Source organism: Paraburkholderia saeva, from assembly GCF_907164555.1.
Taxonomy (GTDB): Bacteria; Pseudomonadota; Gammaproteobacteria; order Burkholderiales; family Burkholderiaceae; genus Paraburkholderia; species Paraburkholderia saeva.
Window position 1 is genome coordinate 842,936 of record NZ_CAJQZC010000002.1, and the last position, 18,810, is coordinate 861,745.

Sequence of the window (18,810 nt, forward strand, 5' to 3'; positions counted from 1 at the left end):
AAACGGTCTGATGCCGTACGTTCTGTAGCACGGCTTGCGGGAGATACGCCAAGGCACAGACCCACGCAACCTGCGATGAACTCCGGGTATCGCTTGGCTATTCTTATCACCGGCATGACAAGATTATCGCTACGGTGAGGAGATTACGGTGGCGATGAGAGCCACGGCTTGCTCCGCGCGAGCGCATCGGCCAGTGACAGACCAGACCCAGACATCTTTCACGCGGCATACACCGTGAGCGGATAGGGAGGGTCATCACATCGGCCATAACGCGACGGGCCTACTTTCGACGCCGCAGCATCCGCGTGTTGCGCAGGCTCAATGCCTCAGACCGTCGGCATAAGCCCGCCCCTAATTCGACCTTCTGCCGCCACGCCGAGGCTTGAATTCGCAACGAGGGTACGACGAGCACGCCTCGAACAGCCCATATGGACCACTTCTCTTCACGATAACGCCGACTTCGCACGCGGGGCAGCGCTCTTCCTCTATCACTTCGCCGCTGTTTGCCTCAACCTTCAAAGCCCCATCTTTGACAAGCTCATTCAGGAACGACGAGGTTTCCCCTTTTACCGTGAACAGCGCGACAGAACGCCGCGCGCGCGTGAGCGCGACGTAGAACAGACGCCGTTCTTCACTCATCGGATACGTGTCGCCCGTTGGCATCGCCATCGCCAGAACCGGGTCGTCCGCTCTCGTGTTAGGGAAAGCAGGATTGAGCATCGCCGGCAAGATGACATAGTCGGCTTCGGCGCCTTTCGAGCGGTGTATGCTCAAGAATGAAAGTGAGATGAGAGAGCCATATCGAACTTGCCAACCGTTCGGGACGTACGACATGTCCCGGTTGTAGCGGCCGAGAACGAAAACAGTCACCGTCCCGTCTCTACCGGGTGGCACGCTACCCTCCATCAAGTCCCGGTACAGCTGAGCAAGGTACGAATCAATCGCGCCTTGCAATTCCCCCCTGCTCTCGACCTGCAGTGCCTTGAGTACAGGGCCCATTGCAGGGGTCGCTGAAAGCACCTTCTTCTTTAGCTGGTTCGGATTCTTGGTGATGAATTCACTGGAGACGTCGCAGAGCGCCTGTGTGCAGCGGAAGGTTTGCTCCAGCTTGAGCACTTCAGAATAGCCGAACCAATCGGCAAAGGCAGTCATGACCGAGATGTCTGAGCCGGCAAATCGATTGATGGACTGCCAGTCGTCGCCGACGGCAAAGAAGAATCGCCCTCGGCGGTTGACCAATGCGCGGCAAAGACGCGCGCGTGCCCGAGAGGCATCCTGGAACTCGTCGGCCATCACGAGTTCGAACGGCGACTGGTAACGACTGGACTCCAGGTGCGCAGCCGCCTGGTTCAGCATGTCTTCAAAGTCGATGCCGCCTTCTGCGTTCAGCGCGTCATCCCACCCGCGTAGGACCGGCTCGACAATTTCCAGAAACATCCTGTGCCGTTGAACGAACACGTCACCGTTTTCAGCGCTAATGCGCCGTCTTATTTCATCGATGGTCAAGCAGTTGCTCTTCACGTGCGTAATGAAAATTCGCACTAATGCGATGAGCTTTTCGCTCTCCATTGGCGGAAATCCACGTTCCGGTATGGGCCTATCCGGGTTCGGGTCGAGAACACCGCCGTGCGCAGTCAATTGCTTGCCCAAGACGTCGTCCAGCGACCTTGTTCGCAGCTGGTGCGATGTCGTTTCAATCAACTTCGTGCCACGTCGCTCATGTTCGGCACGCTTCCACGCGACGCCGTCAAGATAGCCGGCGAACGCCGGTGGCGGGTTACCGGCGGCGTTCAGCGCAAAATGCTCGTGGTAGAGCCCGATGTCCGGGTAGTAAAAATCGGGAAAATATTGACGATGGTCGGCGGTGGACGTGTCGAATTCATATGGCTGCTCATACTCGTAATTGACGCCGTTGTAGAACAACCAGTCGCAAATCACCCGTTCTTCGTGGCTTCGCACACGCTCGCCGCGAATTGTCCACACGTAACCGTTGCCGTCCCGGTCCCAGCCGTCGGAGGCCGAGGCGCCACCAAACTCGGGCAGGTCACGGCCAAAGACGACGCGGAAGAGGTCCCACTTTGTGCGGAATTCGGTGGAGCGGTCCTTGAGGTCGTCGACGATTGCCTCAAGCTTGCGCAGGCCAGCGGCGGCGTCGACGGCCCAGTCTGGTACGTTTGGCTTTCGTCCCGTCGCGCTACCGATGATGCTTAGACCCAGACTGTGGAACGTCCGGGCTTCCACCTTGACGTCAGGCCGGCCCACGCGTTTGAATGCTGTGTCGGTCCGGGTCGCAAGCTCTTCAGCGGCTTTCGCATTGAATGCAAGGAGCAGTATCCGGTCAGGGCCCACAATCTGGCGATGTACTGCGTACACGGCCTTTGCCACCATGACTGATGTCTTGCCCGAGCCCGCTGAAGCAACAACCAGGACTCGATTGTCAAAGCACATGACCGCGCGAATCTGTTCGTCCGTGAGCGGTTGCTTTTCCACCAGGTCGAAAAGCTCGCGCTTCAGGGTGTCACTGCCCGCGACAGCCGTCGAGTTCAGAGCTACCCAGTGAAGCCGCCAATCTGCGTGATATTTCGTGACCACATCTTCAATATCGCTTAGCGCGTCCGGAAGAAGCTGCCGCACTCCAGGGTCTTGCAGATGGCTCAGAAACGTCTCGCGGGCGAGCGTCAGTTTCGGCCGGGCCTGAAGCATGTCCTGCTGGTCTTCGTATGGTAACCAGCCCATTTTTCCCCGGATGGCTCGTTCCAGAATGCCCTGGGAATCGAGCCATTCACGCATCCGGACATAGTCCTCACTGAAGGCCTGATGCTGGATTACGCGCTGTTTCGCGAGTCGGGCGGACGCCTTGCCGTCAGCGACTGCCCTTCGCAGCGCGCGCACGCGCCTGCTGGGCAAACCATCAATCCGAGTTGGCGTCAGACCGTCCATTTGCAACGTGAGCGCCGACCAAAAGATGCCCGAATGAATCACGACGGGCTCATCGCAACCGTCGAGGTCTGTCCTGTAGAGCTTCCCGTCGAGGGACAACTGAAGTTCGAGCGCGTTGGTATCAAGGCGCAAACACCACCTGCGGGACCCCGTGAACAGCAGTCCCCACGAGGTGGGTTCAAAAACAGTCGACATGTCGATAGCGCCCGCGCGCTGTGAGCGAGAATACTGATGATATTGAAGGCGCACGGAGGCGTGGTGGCAAGTATGCGGTTCATTGGCCCGTCGCGGCTGCTCAGACGCCGTTTCGAACCGAATCACCGGGAGAAGTGAATGGGAGGGGGCTGACTATCGTTAACGGCTAAATTATTAACCATTGAACAAGAATTTTGATTTCAAAGGATATTATGTTGACCTTTGAGCTTGCCACTTCGCGGGAAATATGTGGCGAACTATGCGAACGGCTGCGACAGCAGCGGCTGATACAGAATCTGTCGCAAGATGAAGTAGCCGCAAGAGCAGGACTATCGCGAGGAACCATAAAAAATCTGGAGAGCAAGCAGCAGGTATCGCTTGAGTCCATCGTGCGGGTCGTCATGGTCCTCGGTCTGGTCGATAGTCTGGCAGAGCTTTTCGTTCCCCGAGCGCCGAAGTCCATTCGCGAGATGGAAGTGTTGAGTGCGACGCGTAGGGACGCTGAAGTCATCCTCAGCGTCCCTCTCTTGTACGCCTTACTCCGTAAGGTTTTGTAGGCGGGAGTTGGGCGGTGCTATCTCCGGCGGAATGGCTTTCTATAGATTGGGTTGAAGCACAGGCGAGAACCGCAGTCCGGGGAAGGCAGGACACGTCGGGCTGAAAAGCCACGCCACAATTGTTGCCGCGACGGAGAAAGTGGCCGCCACCTCAGCGCACAGCGGCCGTCACTTCTGAGGCTGTGACGTCAATTAGGGCCACTCACCCGAGCTATCGGAGCGCATCCACCAATAAATATCTCAGTGGATGCTTCTCAAAATCTCAGGTTATGGCTCCCGCTACACTACACCTCACACGTCGATATTCCCCGCCCTCAACGCATTCGACTCAATGAAAGCCCGGCGCGGCTCAACATCGTCGCCCATCAAGGTGGTGAAGATCCCATCAGCAGCAATAGCATCCTCGATCTGCACACGGAGCAAACGACGCACAGCCGGATCCATCGTCGTTTCCCAGAGCTGGCCGGGATTCATCTCACCGAGGCCCTTATAACGCTGCTTCGAGACGTTGCGCTCAGCATCAGCAATCAGCCACTTCATCGCACTCTTGAAGTCGCTAACAGCCATACTCCGCTCACCACGCTTGATAACCGCACCATTACCGATCAATCCCTTGAACGTATTAGCGGTGTTAACAAGCTGCTGGTAGTCAGCGGTCAACTGAAACTCTTCGTCGAGAACCGAAACCTTCTGATTGCCGTGATGCGTCCTTGAAACCTTAAGCGAACGCAACTCACGCACCGGGTCATACATCGACGACACCGTCACCTCAGGCTTCAAAGGATCATCCCGCAGCTTGGCCTCAAGGGCCTTGGCGGATGCTTCTGTGGAAGCCTCGCTGGAGAGGTCAATCAAAACCCCATCCATCACAGCCTCAAGCGCGCCAGCGTCATACAACCGGCTCAACCGATCAACCACCGCCTGCGCCAAGAGATAAGACCGCGCCAACTCACCCAAAGCATCCCCAGCAATCGGCGTCGCACCTTCCGAAGGCAACAATTCCGAGCCATTCAAAGCAAGCTTCAACATGTGCGCGTTCAAATCAGCAGCATCCTTAAGATACCGCTCATCCTTACCCGCCTTAACCTTGTACAAAGGCGGCTGCGCGATATAGATGTACCCGCGCTCGATCATCTCCGGCATCTGACGATAGAAGAACGTGAGCAGCAGCGTACGGATGTGCGCGCCGTCCACGTCAGCATCGGTCATGATGATGATGCGGTGATAACGCAGCTTGTCGAGGTTGTAATCGTCCTTGCCAATCCCGCAGCCCAGCGCGGTAATCAGCGTCACGAGCTGTTCCGAAGAAAGCAGCTTGTCGTAGCGTGCCTTCTCGACGTTCAGCACCTTGCCGCGCAGCGGCAGAATTGCCTGGAACTTCCGGTCACGCCCCTGCTTCGCTGAGCCGCCTGCCGAGTCACCCTCGACGATATAGATTTCCGACTTCGCCGGATCCTTCTCCTGGCAATCCGCGAGTTTGCCCGGCAAACCAACGCCATCCAGCACGCCCTTGCGTCGCGTCATTTCACGCGCCTTGCGCGCCGCATCGCGCGCACGCGCAGCGTCGACGATCTTGCCGCAAATGATCTTCGCGTCGTTCGGCGTTTCCAGCAGGAATTCTTCAAGCGCCTTCGCGACCACATCTTCAACCGGCGCGCGCACTTCGGAAGAAACCAGCTTGTCCTTCGTCTGCGCGCTGAACTTCGGCTCCGGCACCTTCACCGAAAGCACGCACGAAAGCCCTTCGCGCATGTCGTCGCCCGAAGTCTCGACCTTCGCCTTCTTCGCCACTTCGTGATCGGCGATGTACTTGTTCAGCACGCGCGTCATCGCCGCACGCAGGCCGGTCAAGTGAGTGCCGCCGTCGCGCTGCGGAATGTTGTTCGTGAAGCACAGCACGTTCTCGTTGTAGCTGTCGTTCCACTGCATCGCCACTTCGACGCCCACGCCGTCCTTCTCGCCGCTCACGTGGAAAATCGTCGGGTGCAGCACGGACTTCGTCTTGTTGATGTACTCGACGAAACCCTTCACGCCGCCCACGAACGCGAAATCTTCTTCCTTGCCCGAACGCTGATCCATCAAACGGATACGCACGCCGTTATTCAGGAACGACAGCTCGCGAATACGCTTCGCGAGAATGTCGTAGTGGTATTCGACGTTGCCGAAAATCGTCTCGTCGGCCATGAAGTGCACTTCGGTGCCGCGGTTTTCCGTATCGCCCACCACCTGGATCGGCGACACGGCCACGCCGTTGATCTCTTCGATCACGCGGTTCTGCGGCACGCCACGATGGAACTCCATGAAGTGCTTCTTGCCGTCACGACGCACCACAAGGCGCAGCCACGCGGAAAGCGCGTTCACGCACGACACGCCCACGCCGTGCAGGCCGCCGGACACCTTGTAGCTGTTCTGGTCGAACTTGCCGCCCGCATGCAGCTCGGTCATCACGATTTCAGCGGCGCTGCGCTTCGGATCGTGCTTGTCGTCTATCTTGAGGCCGGTCGGCACGCCGCGGCCGTTGTCGGTGATCGAGATCGAGTTATCCGCGTGGATGATCACCTGGATGTCGTTACAGTGGCCGGCGAGCGCTTCGTCGATCGAGTTGTCCAGCACTTCGAATACGAGGTGATGCAGACCGGTGCCGTCCGACGTATCGCCGATGTACATCCCAGGCCGCTTGCGCACCGCCTCCAGACCTTCGAGGATCTGAATGGACGAGGCGCCGTAGCTGTTATCGGGTTGCGAATTGTTCAGTTCAGTCATGGATTTTTTCCGGTTCTGCGTTACTGCTGCATTGCTGCTTCGTTACTGCTCGGGACTTTTCAAAACACCATAAAAACGCCAAAGGGGCACTGCGCCCCTTGGTGTCATCTGGTTGTCGAACGCTCTAGATACGCATCGGCATCACGACGTACTTGAATTCCTCGTTCTCGGGAATCGTGATCAGCGCGCTGGAACTTGCGTCGCCAAGGCTCACTTCCAGCATGTCGACCTTCAGGTTCGCGAGCACGTCGAGCAGATACGTGACGTTGAACCCGATATCGACGCTATCGCCGGTGTAAGCAATTTCCAGTTCTTCCTGCGCCTCTTCCTGATCGGCGTTGGTGGACATGATCTTCAGCTGGCCCGGCTCGATGATGCAGCGCACGCCCTTGAATTTGTCCGACGTCAGAATTGCCGCGCGCTGGAGCGAGCGCTGCAGCTCTTCTCGGCCGATCACAAACTTGTTCTTGTGCGTCTTCGGAATCACACGCTGGAAGTCGGGGAACTTGCCTTCCACCAGCTTCGACACCAGTTCGACCTGACCGAACGTGAACTTCACCTGCGTCGGCGCGATGTCGATCTTCAGCGTGTCGTCGATGTCTTCGAGCAGACGCTGCAGTTCGAGAATCGTCTTGCGCGGGATGATCACTTCCTGACGCGCAAACGACCCTTCAATCTTCATCGACGAAAACGCCAGACGGTGACCGTCGGTCGCAACCGCCATCAACTGGTCGCCGTCGACGACGAGCAGCATGCCGTTCAGGTAGTAACGGATGTCCTGCTGCGCCATCGAGAAATGGACCATGCCAAGCAACTGGCGGAACGTCTTCTGGGGAACCACCAGGTTCGCGCCGAAGTCTCTAGCTTGAGCGACCGTCGGAAACTCGTCGGCGGCCAGCGTTTGGAGCGCGAAGCGGCTCTTGCCGGATTGCACCGTCAGACGCTTGTCGTTCAACGTGAGCGTCACCTGCCCGTCGGGCATCGCGCGCAGGATGTCGAGCAGCTTGCGCGCGGCGACGGTGGTGGCAACCGATTCGCCGCCGACGCCGAAATCGGCGTGCGTGGTGATCTGAAGCTCGAGGTCCGTCGACAGGAACGATACGTCCGGGCCGTTCTTGGTAATCAGCAAATTGGCGAGGATCGGCAACGTATGGCGGCGTTCTACGATGCCGCTCACAGTTTGCAGCGGCCTGAGGAGGTTATCGCGTTCGGTCTTGACCAGTTGCATAGAGTTCCTTCGTTATGTGACGGCCTGCGCGCCTCGTCCGGCAGCTTTGATGCGCGTGGGCCCCGCCCCCCGCTGGCTGGCGCCACGCTGCGCCAGTCACGGCGTGAAATCCGCCCGCGGCCGCCGGGCGGTTAAACCTGTATTGTGCCTTAAAACGGAACCGCTCCACTAAAATGGGGGCGAGTTCCGCAATAAACAGAGCGGATTTCGCCGCTCACGCACTCAATCCTGCATTTATCCCTTGAGCGTCTGCTCCAGGACGTGCAACTCGTGGTTCAGCTGCGCGTCCTTGCTGCGCTCGTCGGCGATCTTGCGCACCGCGTGCAGCACGGTGGTGTGATCGCGCCCGCCAAACAGCTCGCCGATTTCCGGCAAGCTCTTCTGCGTCAGCTCCTTCGCCAGATACATCGCGATCTGCCGCGGACGCGCGATATTCGCGGGACGCTTCTTCGAATACATGTCCGCGACCTTGATGTTGTAGAAGTCGGCGGCCGTTTTCTGGATGTTTTCCACTGAAATCTGGCGGTTCTGCACCGTCAGCAGATCCTTGAGCGCTTCTTTCGTGACTTCGATCGAGATTTCGCGCCCGTGGAACTTCGAATACGCGAGGATCTTGCGCAGCGCGCCTTCGAGTTCGCGCACGTTGGAACGCAGGTGCTTCGCGACGAAGAACGCAACATCTTCATTCAGGCTCACGCCTTCGGACTGCGCCTTGCGCATCAAGATCGCGACGCGCATTTCCAGCTCGGGCGGCTCGATCGCGACGGTCAGGCCGGAATCGAAGCGCGAGATCAGGCGGTCGTCGATACCCGAGATTTCCTTCGGATACGTATCGCTCGTGATGATCACCTGCGCCTTGTTCGCGACGAGCGCCTCGAACGCGTAGAAGAATTCTTCCTGCGTGCGCGACTTGCCGGAGAAGAACTGGATATCGTCGATCAGCAGCAGGTCGAGCGAGTGGTAATAACGCTTGAAGTCGTCGAACGCCTTGCGCTGGTAAGCCTTCACGACGTCGGACACATATTGTTCCGCGTGGATGTAGCGGATACGCGCACCGGCCTTGTCCATCAACAACTGGTTGCCGATCGCGTGAATCAGGTGAGTCTTGCCGAGACCGACGCCGCCGTACAGGAACAGCGGGTTATACGAGATGCCCGGATTGTCCGCGACCTGGATCGCCGCGGCGCGCGCGAGCTGGTTCGCCTTGCCGGTCACGAAGTTGTCGAATGTGAGCACCGGGTTCAGCTTCGAGCGCTCGTACATCGAGTCGTTTTCGCCATTGCCGTTGCCGGCACCCGAGCCCGGACGCCACGTGCGGCGCGCAGCGGCGGCCTCGTTGGCGTCGAGGCTCGGAAGGTCGAGATCGGCGTGATCATCAGCGGCGTGCATGCCGGCCGCCTGTGCGGCAGCGTTGGCGTTACCGATGCGCGTGGCGTGTGCAGCCTGGACGGCGCTCACCGCGGCATCGACGGCCGCAGCACCGGAGTTCATCTGCGACATCGGGCGCGACGGCGCCTGCGGCGCGGGCGCGCGCAAGCCGGCCTTCGGGTCGAGAACGAATTGAACATCGACCGGCGCCTGCCAGAAATCGCGGGCCAGATCGGAAATCCGGCCCGAGAACTGGCTCTTGACCCAGTCGAGCTTGAAACGGTTGGGCGCAGCAATGCGCAGGGTATTTGCAGTGGCGTCGAAGGCGACCGGAGCCAACGGTTTGATCCACGTCACGTACTGCTGGGGCGTCAGCTCGCGCTCTAGCAGTGCCGAACAGTGTTGCCAGAAATCATTCATCGAGTTGCTGTAATTTTAAGCACAGCGGCCCGCGGCCGCCCTCGCCGCGAATTTCGTGACAAGGCCCGGTACAGCCGAGCGGACAGGCTCCAGATGCTTGTGCCACAAGGGTTTGGGCAGGGCAAGCGGGCCGGAGCGGCGTGCATGATTTTTGGGAAGTAAGGCGAGATTCTACCGCCAAAAACGTCCGCAAAGGGAGTTATCCACAGGGACCGATCAAGCGGTGAGCGCATGTCCAGCCTGTGGATCACCGCTCTAAACTATTGACGACCAAGAGAAAACCGGTTTAAATAGCGGGTTCCGCGAAAACCAATTTTTGAACCACCGGCCATTGCACTTTCCGCGATGCTCGCGCGGTTATTTCTCTGTCAAGTGAGAGCAACATGAAACGTACTTACCAACCTTCCGTTACCCGTCGCAAGCGTACCCACGGCTTTCGCGTCCGCATGAAGACCGCCGGTGGCCGCAAGGTGATCAACGCTCGCCGCGCGAAGGGCCGCAAGCGCCTCGCCATCTAAGGCTGAAGCGCAGGTTTGCGACCATTGCGCGCTGTGTCAGACGCCCGCGACGCCAGCGCTGCGGGAACGGCAGGGGCGCCGCATCAGGGCTCGGTTCCGTTGCGAGCGCAAGCCGCCTTTCCCAAAGCCGCAAGGCTACTGAAAACGGATGAATTTTCATCCGTTTTTCGTTTGCGCCCGTGGCGCCGGTCGGCTCATTTTGTCGTCTACGGCAGGCCGACGGGCAACGAAGCGCGCCTCGGTCTCGTGATCGGCAAGAAATATGCGCCGCGCGCGGTGACCCGCAATCTGGTGCGTCGCCTCGCGCGTGAAGCTTTTCGGCTGCGTCGTGCGGAGTTCGGCGGTTGGGACGTGCTGCTGCGGCTGCACACGAAGTTCGACCGGAAGGCGATGCCCGCGGCGGCGTCGCCACCGTTGAAAACGCTGTGCCGCAGCGAAATTGACGCATTGCTCGATAAGGCGGCTCGCGAAATCGCCCGCCGCCAGGCGCCGCCGGCCGAAACGCCCGCAAAGCCCGACGTGCCCGCGACGGAATGACGCCAGCGCCGTTCATTCGCGCTGGCGCCGGTTGCTTCTCCACACACCGCGGCGCGGTCTGGCCGCAGTTGCCATGCAGACGGTACTTTTCGCTTTACTGCGTTTCTACAAGGTTGCCGTGAGCCCTCTGCTCGGCAGCCGGTGCCGCTTTTATCCTTCCTGTTCGGATTACGCGCGCGAAGCAATCCAGTATCATGGCGCCGCGCGTGGAACTTACCTCGCCGCCAGGCGCCTGTGCCGCTGCCATCCGTTTTCTGCGGGCGGCATCGATCTCGTCCCGCCTCCCACTTCTGAAAAGCGCTGACGCGCCGTTCCATCGACACTGAGACAACGCATGGATATTAAACGCACCGTCCTATGGGTCATCTTCTTCATGTCAGCGGTCATGCTGTTCGACAACTGGCAACGCGACCACGGACGTCCGTCGATGTTCTTCCCGAACACGTCGGCCACGAAGACCGCTCCGGGCGCAGCACCGGGCACGACCACGCCGGGCACGCAAGGCGCTGATCTGCCGCAGGCCGCAACCGGCGCCGCGCCGGGCGGCGCAACCGCGCCCGCAGCGCAGGCAGCGGCCCAGCTGGTCCACTTCCGTACCGACGTCTATGACGGCGAAATCGACACGCGTGGCGGCACGCTGTCGAAGCTTTCGCTGGTGAAGGAAGGCGACGGCAAGCAGCCGGACCTCTACATCACGCTCTTCGACCACACCGCGACGCATACGTATCTGGCGCGCACGGGTCTGCTGGGCGGCGATTTCCCGAACCATAACGACATCTACACGCCGGTTGCAGGCCAGCCGCACGAACTGACCGGCGACGCGAAGTCGTTCCAGGTCAGCTTCGAATCGCCGGTGAAGGGCGGCGTGAAGGTCGTGAAGACATACACGTTCACGCGCGGCAGCTACGTGATCGGCGTCGACACGAAAATCGTGAACGTCGGCACGACGCCGGTTTCGCCCACGCTGTACATGGAACTCGTGCGCGACAGCCAGCCGGTCGAAACGCCGCGCTTCTCGCACACGTTCATCGGGCCGGCGGTCTACACGGAACAGCATCACTTCCAGAAGATCGACTTCAGCGACATCGACAAGAACAAGGCAACGTTCGCGCCTTCCGCCGACAACGGCTGGATCGCGATGGTGCAGCATTACTTCGCATCGGCATGGATTCCCACACAGGGCGCGAAGCGCGATATCTACGTCGAGAAGGTCGATCCGACGCTCTACCGCGTTGGCGTAAAGCAGCCGGTTGCGACGATCGCGCCGGGACAGTCGGTTGACGTGCAGTCGCGTCTTTTCGCCGGTCCGGAAGAAGAGCGCATGCTCGAAGGCATCGCGCCGGGTCTGGAACTCGTGAAGGACTACGGCTGGGTCACGATCATCGCGAAGCCGCTTTTCTGGCTGCTCGAAAAGATCCACAGCTATGTCGGCAACTGGGGCTGGTCGATCGTGCTGCTGACGCTGCTGATCAAGGCCGTGTTTTTCCCGCTGTCGGCGGCGAGCTACAAGTCGATGGCGCGCATGAAGGCGATCACGCCGCGCATGCAGGCGCTGCGCGAACGCTTCAAGGGCGATCCGCAGAAGATGAACTCGGCGCTGATGGAGCTGTACAAGACCGAGAAGGTGAATCCGTTCGGCGGCTGTCTGCCGGTCGTAATCCAGATTCCGGTGTTCATCTCGCTGTACTGGGTGCTGCTGTCTTCGGTGGAAATGCGCGGCGCGCCGTGGGTTCTCTGGATTCACGATCTGTCGCAGCAGGATCCGTTCTTCATCCTGCCGGTGCTGATGGCCGTTTCGATGTTCCTGCAAACGCGTCTGAATCCGACGCCGCCGGATCCGGTTCAAGCCAAGATGATGATGTTCATGCCGATCGCGTTCTCGGTCATGTTCTTCTTCTTCCCGGCCGGCCTCGTGCTGTACTACGTGGTGAACAACGTGCTCTCGATCGCGCAGCAGTACTACATCACGCGCATGATGGGTCAGGGCACGAAGAAAGCTGCCTGAGGCCGGTAGCGTGAACGGCGGCGATCGCGGCCGTTCACGATGAAACAAGCGAAGAAAGCCGCCCGGTTTGCGCCGGGCGGCTTTTTTTATGCCTCTGGATTAGCGTGAATCGCCAGTCGGCGGTGGCTGGCTTTGACTGCTCAGGCGGCTGCACGCGTCGCCGTAAAACTGGGCGACGAGTTCGTGAATCAGATACCGGTGATGCGGCTTCAACGCCTCGATTTTCGCGGACAACTCCAGCGCCTCGGTAGAAAGCCCCGTCGCGGCGGCCGGCGGTGGAAGCAACGGCACCTCGCGCGACGCTTCGACGGGCGCCGGCCCGTAGTGCAGCCAGTGCAGGTCGACCTTGAACCACTCGGCGAGTGTCTGCAGTTTGTCGTTGGTCGGGATCGTGCGCGCGCTGAGCCACTTGTGGACTGTCTGCGGCGAGACCGGATGCGCGCCCCGGTGGCGCAGGTTGAAATGCAGCGCGAGATCCGTGCCGCCCCGCAGTTTTTCCGGTGCGCGGTTCATCGCGAATTTCAGACGCTCGGCAAAAGCCGTTTTTTCTTCGATCGTGGGCATGCGCGAGATTGTGCCGTTGTGCTCCCCACCTGCTGACAACCTCGCGCGATAAATTTAGCTCGATCGTATTGAATGGCGTCTTGTCGGCATCATCCGGTTCAGCGCGTTTGGCACAGCCATCCAGCAAGCATCTGGCCATCTTCAGGAATGGGCCATGCCCACGCCAGCGCTGAAAACGCGATCTTGGGCCCAGGAGACCTATCCCGATTAAGATAAATCGAGAATTGTCTTAGGCCCTCCGGCCGAGGCCCGATTTCGTATGACAGGCGGAGGCGGGCGGGACGCGCACGTTACAATGCCTGGCGCCTTGCGATCCTCGCCACGCGACGTGTTTTCCCCGGTTTTTTCTTCGTTTGCCATCATGCTCACTACCGATTCCGATCCCATCGTTGCCATCGCCACTGCGCCCGGACGCGGCGGGATCGGGGTCGTCCGGATCTCCTTCGGCCGCGCCGGTGAGGCCGCTGCCGAACCGCTGATGCTGGCGCTCACCGGTCAGTCGCTGGCACCGCGTCATGCGAGCTATGTGCCGTTTCTCGATGGCGGCGGCAACGCGCTCGACCGCGGCATCGCGCTTTACTTTCCGGCGCCGCATTCCTACACCGGCGAGCATGTCCTCGAACTGCAGGGCCACGGTGGTCCCATCGTGTTGCAACTCGTGCTGCAGCGCTGTATCGATGCGGGTCGCGCATTTGGGTTGCGGCTCGCGGAGCCTGGCGAATTCACCCGCCGTGCGTTTCTCAACGACAAGCTGGATCTGGCGCAGGCGGAAGCCGTTGCCGATCTGATCGAGGCGAGCACCGAGGCCGCCGCGCGCTCAGCCGGCCGCTCGCTCGAAGGCGCATTTTCGCGCGACATTCATGCGCTGGTCGACGAGGTCATCACGCTGCGTATGCTCGTCGAAGCCACGCTCGATTTCCCCGAAGAAGAGATCGACTTTCTGGAGGCAGCCGACGCCCGCGGCAAGCTCTCGCGTATCCGCGAGCGGCTGGCCGATGTGTTGAGTGAGGCGCGTCAGGGCGCGTTGCTGCGCGAAGGGTTGTCGGTGGTGCTGGCGGGCCAGCCGAACGTCGGCAAGTCGTCGTTGCTGAACGCGCTCGCGGGCGCGGAACTGGCCATCGTCACGCCGATCGCCGGCACGACACGCGACAAGGTCACACAGACGATCCAGATCGAGGGCATCCCGCTGCACGTGATCGATACCGCTGGCCTGCGCGAAACGGAAGACGAAGTCGAAAAAATCGGCATCGCGCGTACGTGGAGCGAGATCGAGCGCGCGGATGTCGTGCTGCATTTGCTTGATGCACGCGAGGGTATGACTCCGGAAGACGGACCGATCGCCGCGCGTTTTCCGGCGGGCGTGCCAGTCGTGCGTGTGATGAACAAGACTGACCTGACGGACGTTGCGCCCTCGGTTACGACGCTCGACGACACCGGAGGCAGCGATCTGCGCGAGGTGAGGCTGTCGGCGAAAAAGGCGGATGGTATCTCGCTCTTGCGCGCTGAGTTGCTGCGTATCGCCGGATGGCAGGCTGGCGCGGAGAGCGTGTATCTGGCCCGCGAGCGACATCTCATTGCACTGCGCGCGGCGCAGGAACATCTCGGCACAGCGGCCCAGCACGCTGACCAGAATGCGCAGGCGCTCGATCTGTTCGCCGAGGAACTTCGGCTCGCCCAGGAGCAGTTGAATTCGATCACCGGTGAGTTCACTTCCGATGATCTGCTTGGGGTCATTTTCAGCCGGTTCTGTATTGGAAAATAGCCTGTTGGCAGCTGACGTCCAAGGTTTTCACAGGAAGATCGCCTCAATCCTTCCTCTGGCTTGGCTCCTGCTCTCACGTTTGCCAAGCCTCTGCAATTCACAGCCCTGTAATCCTGTCTCGACGGCTTCCCCTGTACAAAAACACAGTACAATCTTCCGCAAGCACTGCCCAAGCTTTGCCACCCCTCTAACCGCGCAGCGTCTCCGGGGAGTCACGAGCGTTGAACACCAAATCCGTCGCTGCGTTGCAGCACCGCACATTCGAGAGCATCAAGCAGCTCAACGAAGATGATTCCGAGTTCTGGTTCGCACGTGAACTCGCGCCGTTGCTCGATTATCAAGATTGGCGCAACTTCCTCCAGGTCATCGAAAAAGCAAAGGTTGCCTGCGACAGGTCCGGCCATCCTGTACGAGACCATTTCGGTGGAGTCACCAAAATGGTTGTGCTTGGCTCGGGGGCAAAACGTGGGATCTCTGACTACACGCTGTCCCGGTACGCGTGCTACCTGATCGTCCAGAACGGTGATCCGTCAAAACCCGTCATTGCGAACGGGCAGACGTATTTTGCGCTTCAGACGCGTCGCCAGGAACTCGGTGACGAAAAGGCGTTTGCGGGGATGTCGGAGGGCTGCGGCACGCGGTGCGGGCGTGGAGACTCCCGTCGACTACGCCGTGTTCCAGGACCATGGCTACCGCGGCCTGTTACGGTGGTCTGGGAGCCAGGGAAATTCATTCGCGTAAAGGCCTGAAGAAGAGCCAAAAAATCCTCGATCACATGGCAAGCACGGAGTTGGCAGCAAACCTTTTCCGCGCTACACAGACCGAAGAGAAACTCCGGCGCGACGGCGTAAGCGGAAAGCAGAGGGCAAACCAGACCCACTTCGAGGTGGGAAGCAAGGTACGTCAAACAATTCGAGAACTCGGCGGCACCATGCCGGAGGCGCTCCCGACGCCTGGAGTCAGCATCCAGCAACTCGAGCGCGCACAGAAAAAATTGGAGAAATGAGCGGCCTGTTGCTTGTTGACAGATCAAACCGCGCCTGACTCCGCCTGTCCGGGACGACATAGCCCGCCGCGCCTCAGCCGGGGGTTCCACCAGACGCATCGGTCCCCAAACCCGAGCGATTCAAATCCGGCGCCGCCGCCATCCACCGCCTGACTTTGGCGGTTGGGACCCCGTCACCTATAGTGTCCCTATTAAGCGAGACGCCGGGCGGACATATGAGCATCGAAGAAGAAGAACCGGAACGCGCCCCCGAGCGGGTTCCGGACACTGAACCGGACAGGCGAAAGGCGCGCGGTGGCCGCGCCCGCGCACAGCGGCGCCGTGCCGAAGAAGAAGAAGAAACGCTTCAGGCCGCAACCGATGCGCCTTCGTGGCCGGATCCGGCATCTGTACCCAAAGAGGCCTACATCGCCGCCCGGACGGAGGCGGAGATGACGATCCAGTACCTCGACGATCTCGAAGCCGCCAACCGGTTCAAAACCTTTTTGCTGGGTACGGGCGTCGAAGTGCCGTCCGAAGTCCTGGAAGGCCTCGCCAGGCTGACCGAACGCCTCATCATGGAAGAGGAATTGCCCGCCGAAACGGTGTATTCCAGGGACTATCCAGGCGCAGGCGACTCTCCCGCCCCAAGTATGGAGGACCTGTGACCGGCCGGCCGCCACCCGACGCGCGGGCGCAACTCGACGAATACATCAAGATCCTGACGCGTCTGGGCGACGGGTTGAGCATCAACGATTTTCGCCGAGAGGCCATCGCGGAAGCCGCGCGCACCAATGCCCGCGTGAAGGCGTTCGTGTGCTGGGGAAGCGTGATTTTCCTTGCGCTGATGATCGCGGAACTCGCGATCCCGGTTTTCATGACCGTACCCGTGCACCGGTTCAGCGTGCTTCTGATCGTGCTCTGGTCGTTTTCGCTCGGCGGGTTAGGCGCAGTAGCCAACGCTTTCCTGCACCTGTTGAAGCTGGTGCCGCAGCAAACGCTGAACACTTCGGATTTCTTCGAAGTCGTCGGGCGAACGATGCTGGGTTGCCTTTTCAGCACCGTCCTGTCGCTAACGCTCTTTCCTGAAATCGGCCAGTTCCTGGAGTCGCTCACCGCCGCTGCGGGCAAACCGGACAAAACCGCAGGCCTGACGGCGCTTGTGCCATTTCTCCTTGGATACAGCATCCCGCTCGTGCTGCGGCTGCTGGACAAGACGATTCAGGCAGTCGAACTGACATTCGGCGCCGAAGACCGCAGGACAATGACCAACTCTCCACGCGCCGGCCGGCCCCCGGGCAGGCGCAGGTAAATGCGCAACGGCCCTGCGGCATTCAAGTGCACACGCTGTCGGTCACTCAATCCATCCCACTGCGATCCCGGCATGCCGGGCTGTTCAATGACGATGCTTCAAGCTGCGCAATGGATGGCGCCAGTTCATGCGCCTCGAACGCGCCAGGCGGGCCTCCAGATGCCGCTCCTGCCAGAGTTCATCGGAAAACAGGAACGCGACGATCAGTAACGGGACGACCAGAAACGCGCCAAGGATGAGATTCTCAATCACGGTAGCCTCCAGGATCAGCGGAGCGGCTGTTCCATCGTTCAATTGTAGGCGTCACATCCAGCGTTGTATTTTCAGCCATTCCGACTTGCCGTCCGACCGTCACCGGTCGTCACTGAATCGCCCGTGTAAGGCTTGCGCCGCATTGCTTCGTTGTTTCAGCGGCGCAGTGTGTTGCCCGCTCCACGGTCGTGATGAAGCATCGCGCATGCCTGCCATCACCGTTTCCCGCATGCCCGGAAAGCGTTCGAGAAGTCCGCTAAAACCCGTCAGGCATCTTTTTTATTCTGCATCTAGCCCGATACACGCGGTGTTTTAATTCCTCGGATTAATAAATGTGTGTGCGGTGCACAAACTCGTAATAATTCTTAGTAGTTCGTTTAATTAATGCCTCCCATCGATTCGGTCAATTCACCTAAAACGCTTGCTGGATAAAGCGCAACGCCCGATACGCTGATTCGGCCGAATATTCGCCCACCCATGGGTTTACGCGCGCTTTTTCGGCCGGCTGCGAATGTCGCACCGCCTGCGACAATTCGCCACTGTTGCGAGCGCACACAAGATGTGCTTGTGTCCGTTTGCAGTTCTCCTAAAGTGCAAGATGCGGGTGCCCCCTGAAGTTAAATAGATAGCTAACCTGAGCAATATCCCGCACGGAGGCTGAACATGAAAAAGCACTTTGCTGTTCTTTTCGCGATCGCTGGCCTTGCTGCTGTTTCTGTCGCGCAGGCGCAGGACGTCGTCATCAAGCCGCAGCAAACAATCCAGTTCCGGCCTAATTCATATGGCTGCCTGTCGAAGGACAAGTTCGACGCCGCCGATCAGCATGCGCAAGCGGGCGAGCAACAGAAGATGCAGGAGTTCTTCTCTGGCTATCAATGTCTGTCGACGCCGGAAAATGCCGATTTCCGCGTAGTGCGCGTCGTGGGTCACGATGTCGAGTTTGTGAATGCCGGCAACGGCGACACCCAGGGACTCTGGACCAACGACCGCTTCATCAAGCAATAAGACCCGGGATTCTGCGCAACGCAGAATCCGCATATAGCCTGACTTTCCCGGCTTCGTGACCGGGTGATCCGGCTTCGCATATTCTTCGACGCAAATAGAAAATGGCCTGGCATTCGTGCCCGGCCATTTTGCGTTTATGCGCGTTTGCGAGATGGGGTTTAAAAAAGCCGATGCGGCAGGGCCGCATCGGCATGGCGCCTTCTCGTTAGCGCAGGTGACTCGACGAAAAATCAATGGGAATCGCGCGGCACCGGTGCACCGCTCGATCCCACGAGGAAGTCCAGATCCGCGCCCTGATCCGCCTGCAGGACGTGTTCGACGTAGAGCTTGTAGTAACCGCGCTTCGGCGAATCAGGCGCCTGCCATTCGGCTCGGCGACGCGCGAGTTCTTCGTCGGAA

General features: G+C 59.8%; 16 protein-coding genes. 10 read left to right on the forward strand and 6 right to left on the reverse strand.

Going from position 1 to position 18,810, the window contains the following annotated elements:
- Positions 1 to 351: 351 nt before the first annotated feature.
- The gene (locus LPA36_RS08070; protein ID WP_228875592.1) at positions 352 to 3,135 is read right to left on the reverse strand and encodes a UvrD-helicase domain-containing protein; all 2,784 of its coding nucleotides are present in this window, start codon (positions 3,133 to 3,135) and stop codon (positions 352 to 354) included.
- A gap of 212 nt (positions 3,136 to 3,347) precedes the next feature.
- Between LPA36_RS08070 and LPA36_RS08075 the strand changes: the two genes are divergently transcribed.
- On the forward strand, positions 3,348 to 3,692 hold the full coding sequence (locus LPA36_RS08075; protein WP_228875593.1) for a helix-turn-helix domain-containing protein: 345 nt from the start codon (positions 3,348 to 3,350) through the stop codon (positions 3,690 to 3,692).
- 291 nt (positions 3,693 to 3,983) lie between these two features.
- On the opposite strand, the gene gyrB is transcribed toward LPA36_RS08075, so the two are convergent.
- The 3 genes from gyrB to dnaA form a co-directional block, all read right to left on the reverse strand.
- The gene (gyrB, locus tag LPA36_RS08080) at positions 3,984 to 6,455 is read right to left on the reverse strand and encodes a DNA topoisomerase (ATP-hydrolyzing) subunit B (protein ID WP_228875594.1); all 2,472 of its coding nucleotides are present in this window, start codon (positions 6,453 to 6,455) and stop codon (positions 3,984 to 3,986) included.
- A gap of 124 nt (positions 6,456 to 6,579) precedes the next feature.
- Entirely contained in the window at positions 6,580 to 7,683 is a 1,104-nt protein-coding gene (dnaN, locus tag LPA36_RS08085) for a DNA polymerase III subunit beta (protein WP_228875595.1), read from the reverse strand.
- 234 nt (positions 7,684 to 7,917) lie between these two features.
- On the reverse strand, positions 7,918 to 9,471 hold the full coding sequence (gene dnaA / locus LPA36_RS08090) for a chromosomal replication initiator protein DnaA (protein WP_228875596.1): 1,554 nt from the start codon (positions 9,469 to 9,471) through the stop codon (positions 7,918 to 7,920).
- A 383-nt stretch (positions 9,472 to 9,854) separates the two neighbouring features.
- Here dnaA and rpmH point away from each other — a divergent pair, with 383 nt between their 5' ends.
- The 4 genes from rpmH (at position 9,855) to yidC (ending at position 12,531) form a co-directional block, all read left to right on the forward strand.
- The gene (gene rpmH, locus LPA36_RS08095; RefSeq protein WP_004198824.1) at positions 9,855 to 9,989 is read left to right on the forward strand and encodes a 50S ribosomal protein L34; all 135 of its coding nucleotides are present in this window, start codon (positions 9,855 to 9,857) and stop codon (positions 9,987 to 9,989) included.
- A gap of 24 nt (positions 9,990 to 10,013) precedes the next feature.
- Complete coding sequence (gene rnpA / locus LPA36_RS08100) at positions 10,014 to 10,526, forward strand: ribonuclease P protein component (RefSeq protein WP_407674229.1); 513 nt, start codon at positions 10,014 to 10,016, stop codon at positions 10,524 to 10,526.
- 73 nt (positions 10,527 to 10,599) lie between these two features.
- Entirely contained in the window at positions 10,600 to 10,830 is a 231-nt protein-coding gene (gene yidD, locus LPA36_RS08105) for a membrane protein insertion efficiency factor YidD (protein ID WP_133661444.1), read from the forward strand.
- 30 nt (positions 10,831 to 10,860) lie between these two features.
- A complete protein-coding gene (gene yidC / locus LPA36_RS08110; protein ID WP_228875598.1) occupies positions 10,861 to 12,531 on the forward strand; it encodes a membrane protein insertase YidC in 1,671 nt (556 codons plus the stop codon).
- Positions 12,532 to 12,630: 99 nt separating this feature from the next.
- Here the strand turns inward: yidC and LPA36_RS08115 are convergent, their stop codons facing one another.
- Positions 12,631 to 13,095 (reverse strand): transcriptional regulator, encoded by a 465-nt coding sequence (locus LPA36_RS08115; protein ID WP_228875599.1) that lies wholly within the window; start codon positions 13,093 to 13,095, stop codon positions 12,631 to 12,633.
- Between the two features lie 361 nt (positions 13,096 to 13,456).
- On the opposite strand from LPA36_RS08115, the gene mnmE reads away from it, so the two are divergent.
- From mnmE to LPA36_RS08135, 4 genes are all read left to right on the forward strand, one after another.
- Positions 13,457 to 14,857 (forward strand): tRNA uridine-5-carboxymethylaminomethyl(34) synthesis GTPase MnmE, encoded by a 1,401-nt coding sequence (mnmE, locus tag LPA36_RS08120; RefSeq protein WP_228875600.1) that lies wholly within the window; start codon positions 13,457 to 13,459, stop codon positions 14,855 to 14,857.
- Between the two features lie 221 nt (positions 14,858 to 15,078).
- Entirely contained in the window at positions 15,079 to 15,606 is a 528-nt protein-coding gene (locus tag LPA36_RS08125) for a BRO family protein (RefSeq protein WP_228875601.1), read from the forward strand.
- 472 nt (positions 15,607 to 16,078) lie between these two features.
- Complete coding sequence (locus LPA36_RS08130; RefSeq protein ID WP_228875602.1) at positions 16,079 to 16,510, forward strand: hypothetical protein; 432 nt, start codon at positions 16,079 to 16,081, stop codon at positions 16,508 to 16,510.
- A complete protein-coding gene (locus LPA36_RS08135) occupies positions 16,507 to 17,154 on the forward strand; it encodes a hypothetical protein (protein WP_228875603.1) in 648 nt (215 codons plus the stop codon). The genes LPA36_RS08130 and LPA36_RS08135 overlap by 4 nt, the downstream gene beginning before the upstream one ends.
- Positions 17,155 to 17,238: 84 nt before the next feature.
- Here LPA36_RS08135 and LPA36_RS08140 read toward each other — a convergent pair whose 3' ends face one another.
- Positions 17,239 to 17,406 carry a hypothetical protein gene (locus LPA36_RS08140; protein ID WP_228875604.1) on the reverse strand — a complete coding sequence of 56 codons (168 nt, stop codon included), beginning with the start codon at positions 17,404 to 17,406 and terminating at the stop codon, positions 17,239 to 17,241.
- Between the two features lie 663 nt (positions 17,407 to 18,069).
- Here LPA36_RS08140 and sap1 point away from each other — a divergent pair.
- Positions 18,070 to 18,411, forward strand: a complete 342-nt coding sequence (gene sap1 / locus LPA36_RS08145; protein WP_228875605.1) for a surface attachment protein Sap1 — start codon at positions 18,070 to 18,072, stop codon at positions 18,409 to 18,411.
- Positions 18,412 to 18,810: the final 399 nt, after the last annotated feature.

Coding starts and splice junctions, on each gene's coding strand:
- LPA36_RS08070 (WP_228875592.1), bottom strand. CDS start 3,135: ATGTCGACTGTTTTTGAACCCACCTCGTGGGGACTGCTGTTCACGGGG.
- LPA36_RS08075 (WP_228875593.1), top strand. CDS start 3,348: ATGTTGACCTTTGAGCTTGCCACTTCGCGGGAAATATGTGGCGAACTA.
- gyrB (WP_228875594.1), bottom strand. CDS start 6,455: ATGACTGAACTGAACAATTCGCAACCCGATAACAGCTACGGCGCCTCG.
- dnaN (WP_228875595.1), bottom strand. CDS start 7,683: ATGCAACTGGTCAAGACCGAACGCGATAACCTCCTCAGGCCGCTGCAA.
- dnaA (WP_228875596.1), bottom strand. CDS start 9,471: ATGAATGATTTCTGGCAACACTGTTCGGCACTGCTAGAGCGCGAGCTG.
- rpmH (WP_004198824.1), top strand. CDS start 9,855: ATGAAACGTACTTACCAACCTTCCGTTACCCGTCGCAAGCGTACCCAC.
- yidD (WP_133661444.1), top strand. CDS start 10,600: ATGCAGACGGTACTTTTCGCTTTACTGCGTTTCTACAAGGTTGCCGTG.
- yidC (WP_228875598.1), top strand. CDS start 10,861: ATGGATATTAAACGCACCGTCCTATGGGTCATCTTCTTCATGTCAGCG.
- LPA36_RS08115 (WP_228875599.1), bottom strand. CDS start 13,095: ATGCCCACGATCGAAGAAAAAACGGCTTTTGCCGAGCGTCTGAAATTC.
- mnmE (WP_228875600.1), top strand. CDS start 13,457: ATGCTCACTACCGATTCCGATCCCATCGTTGCCATCGCCACTGCGCCC.
- LPA36_RS08130 (WP_228875602.1), top strand. CDS start 16,079: ATGAGCATCGAAGAAGAAGAACCGGAACGCGCCCCCGAGCGGGTTCCG.
- sap1 (WP_228875605.1), top strand. CDS start 18,070: ATGAAAAAGCACTTTGCTGTTCTTTTCGCGATCGCTGGCCTTGCTGCT.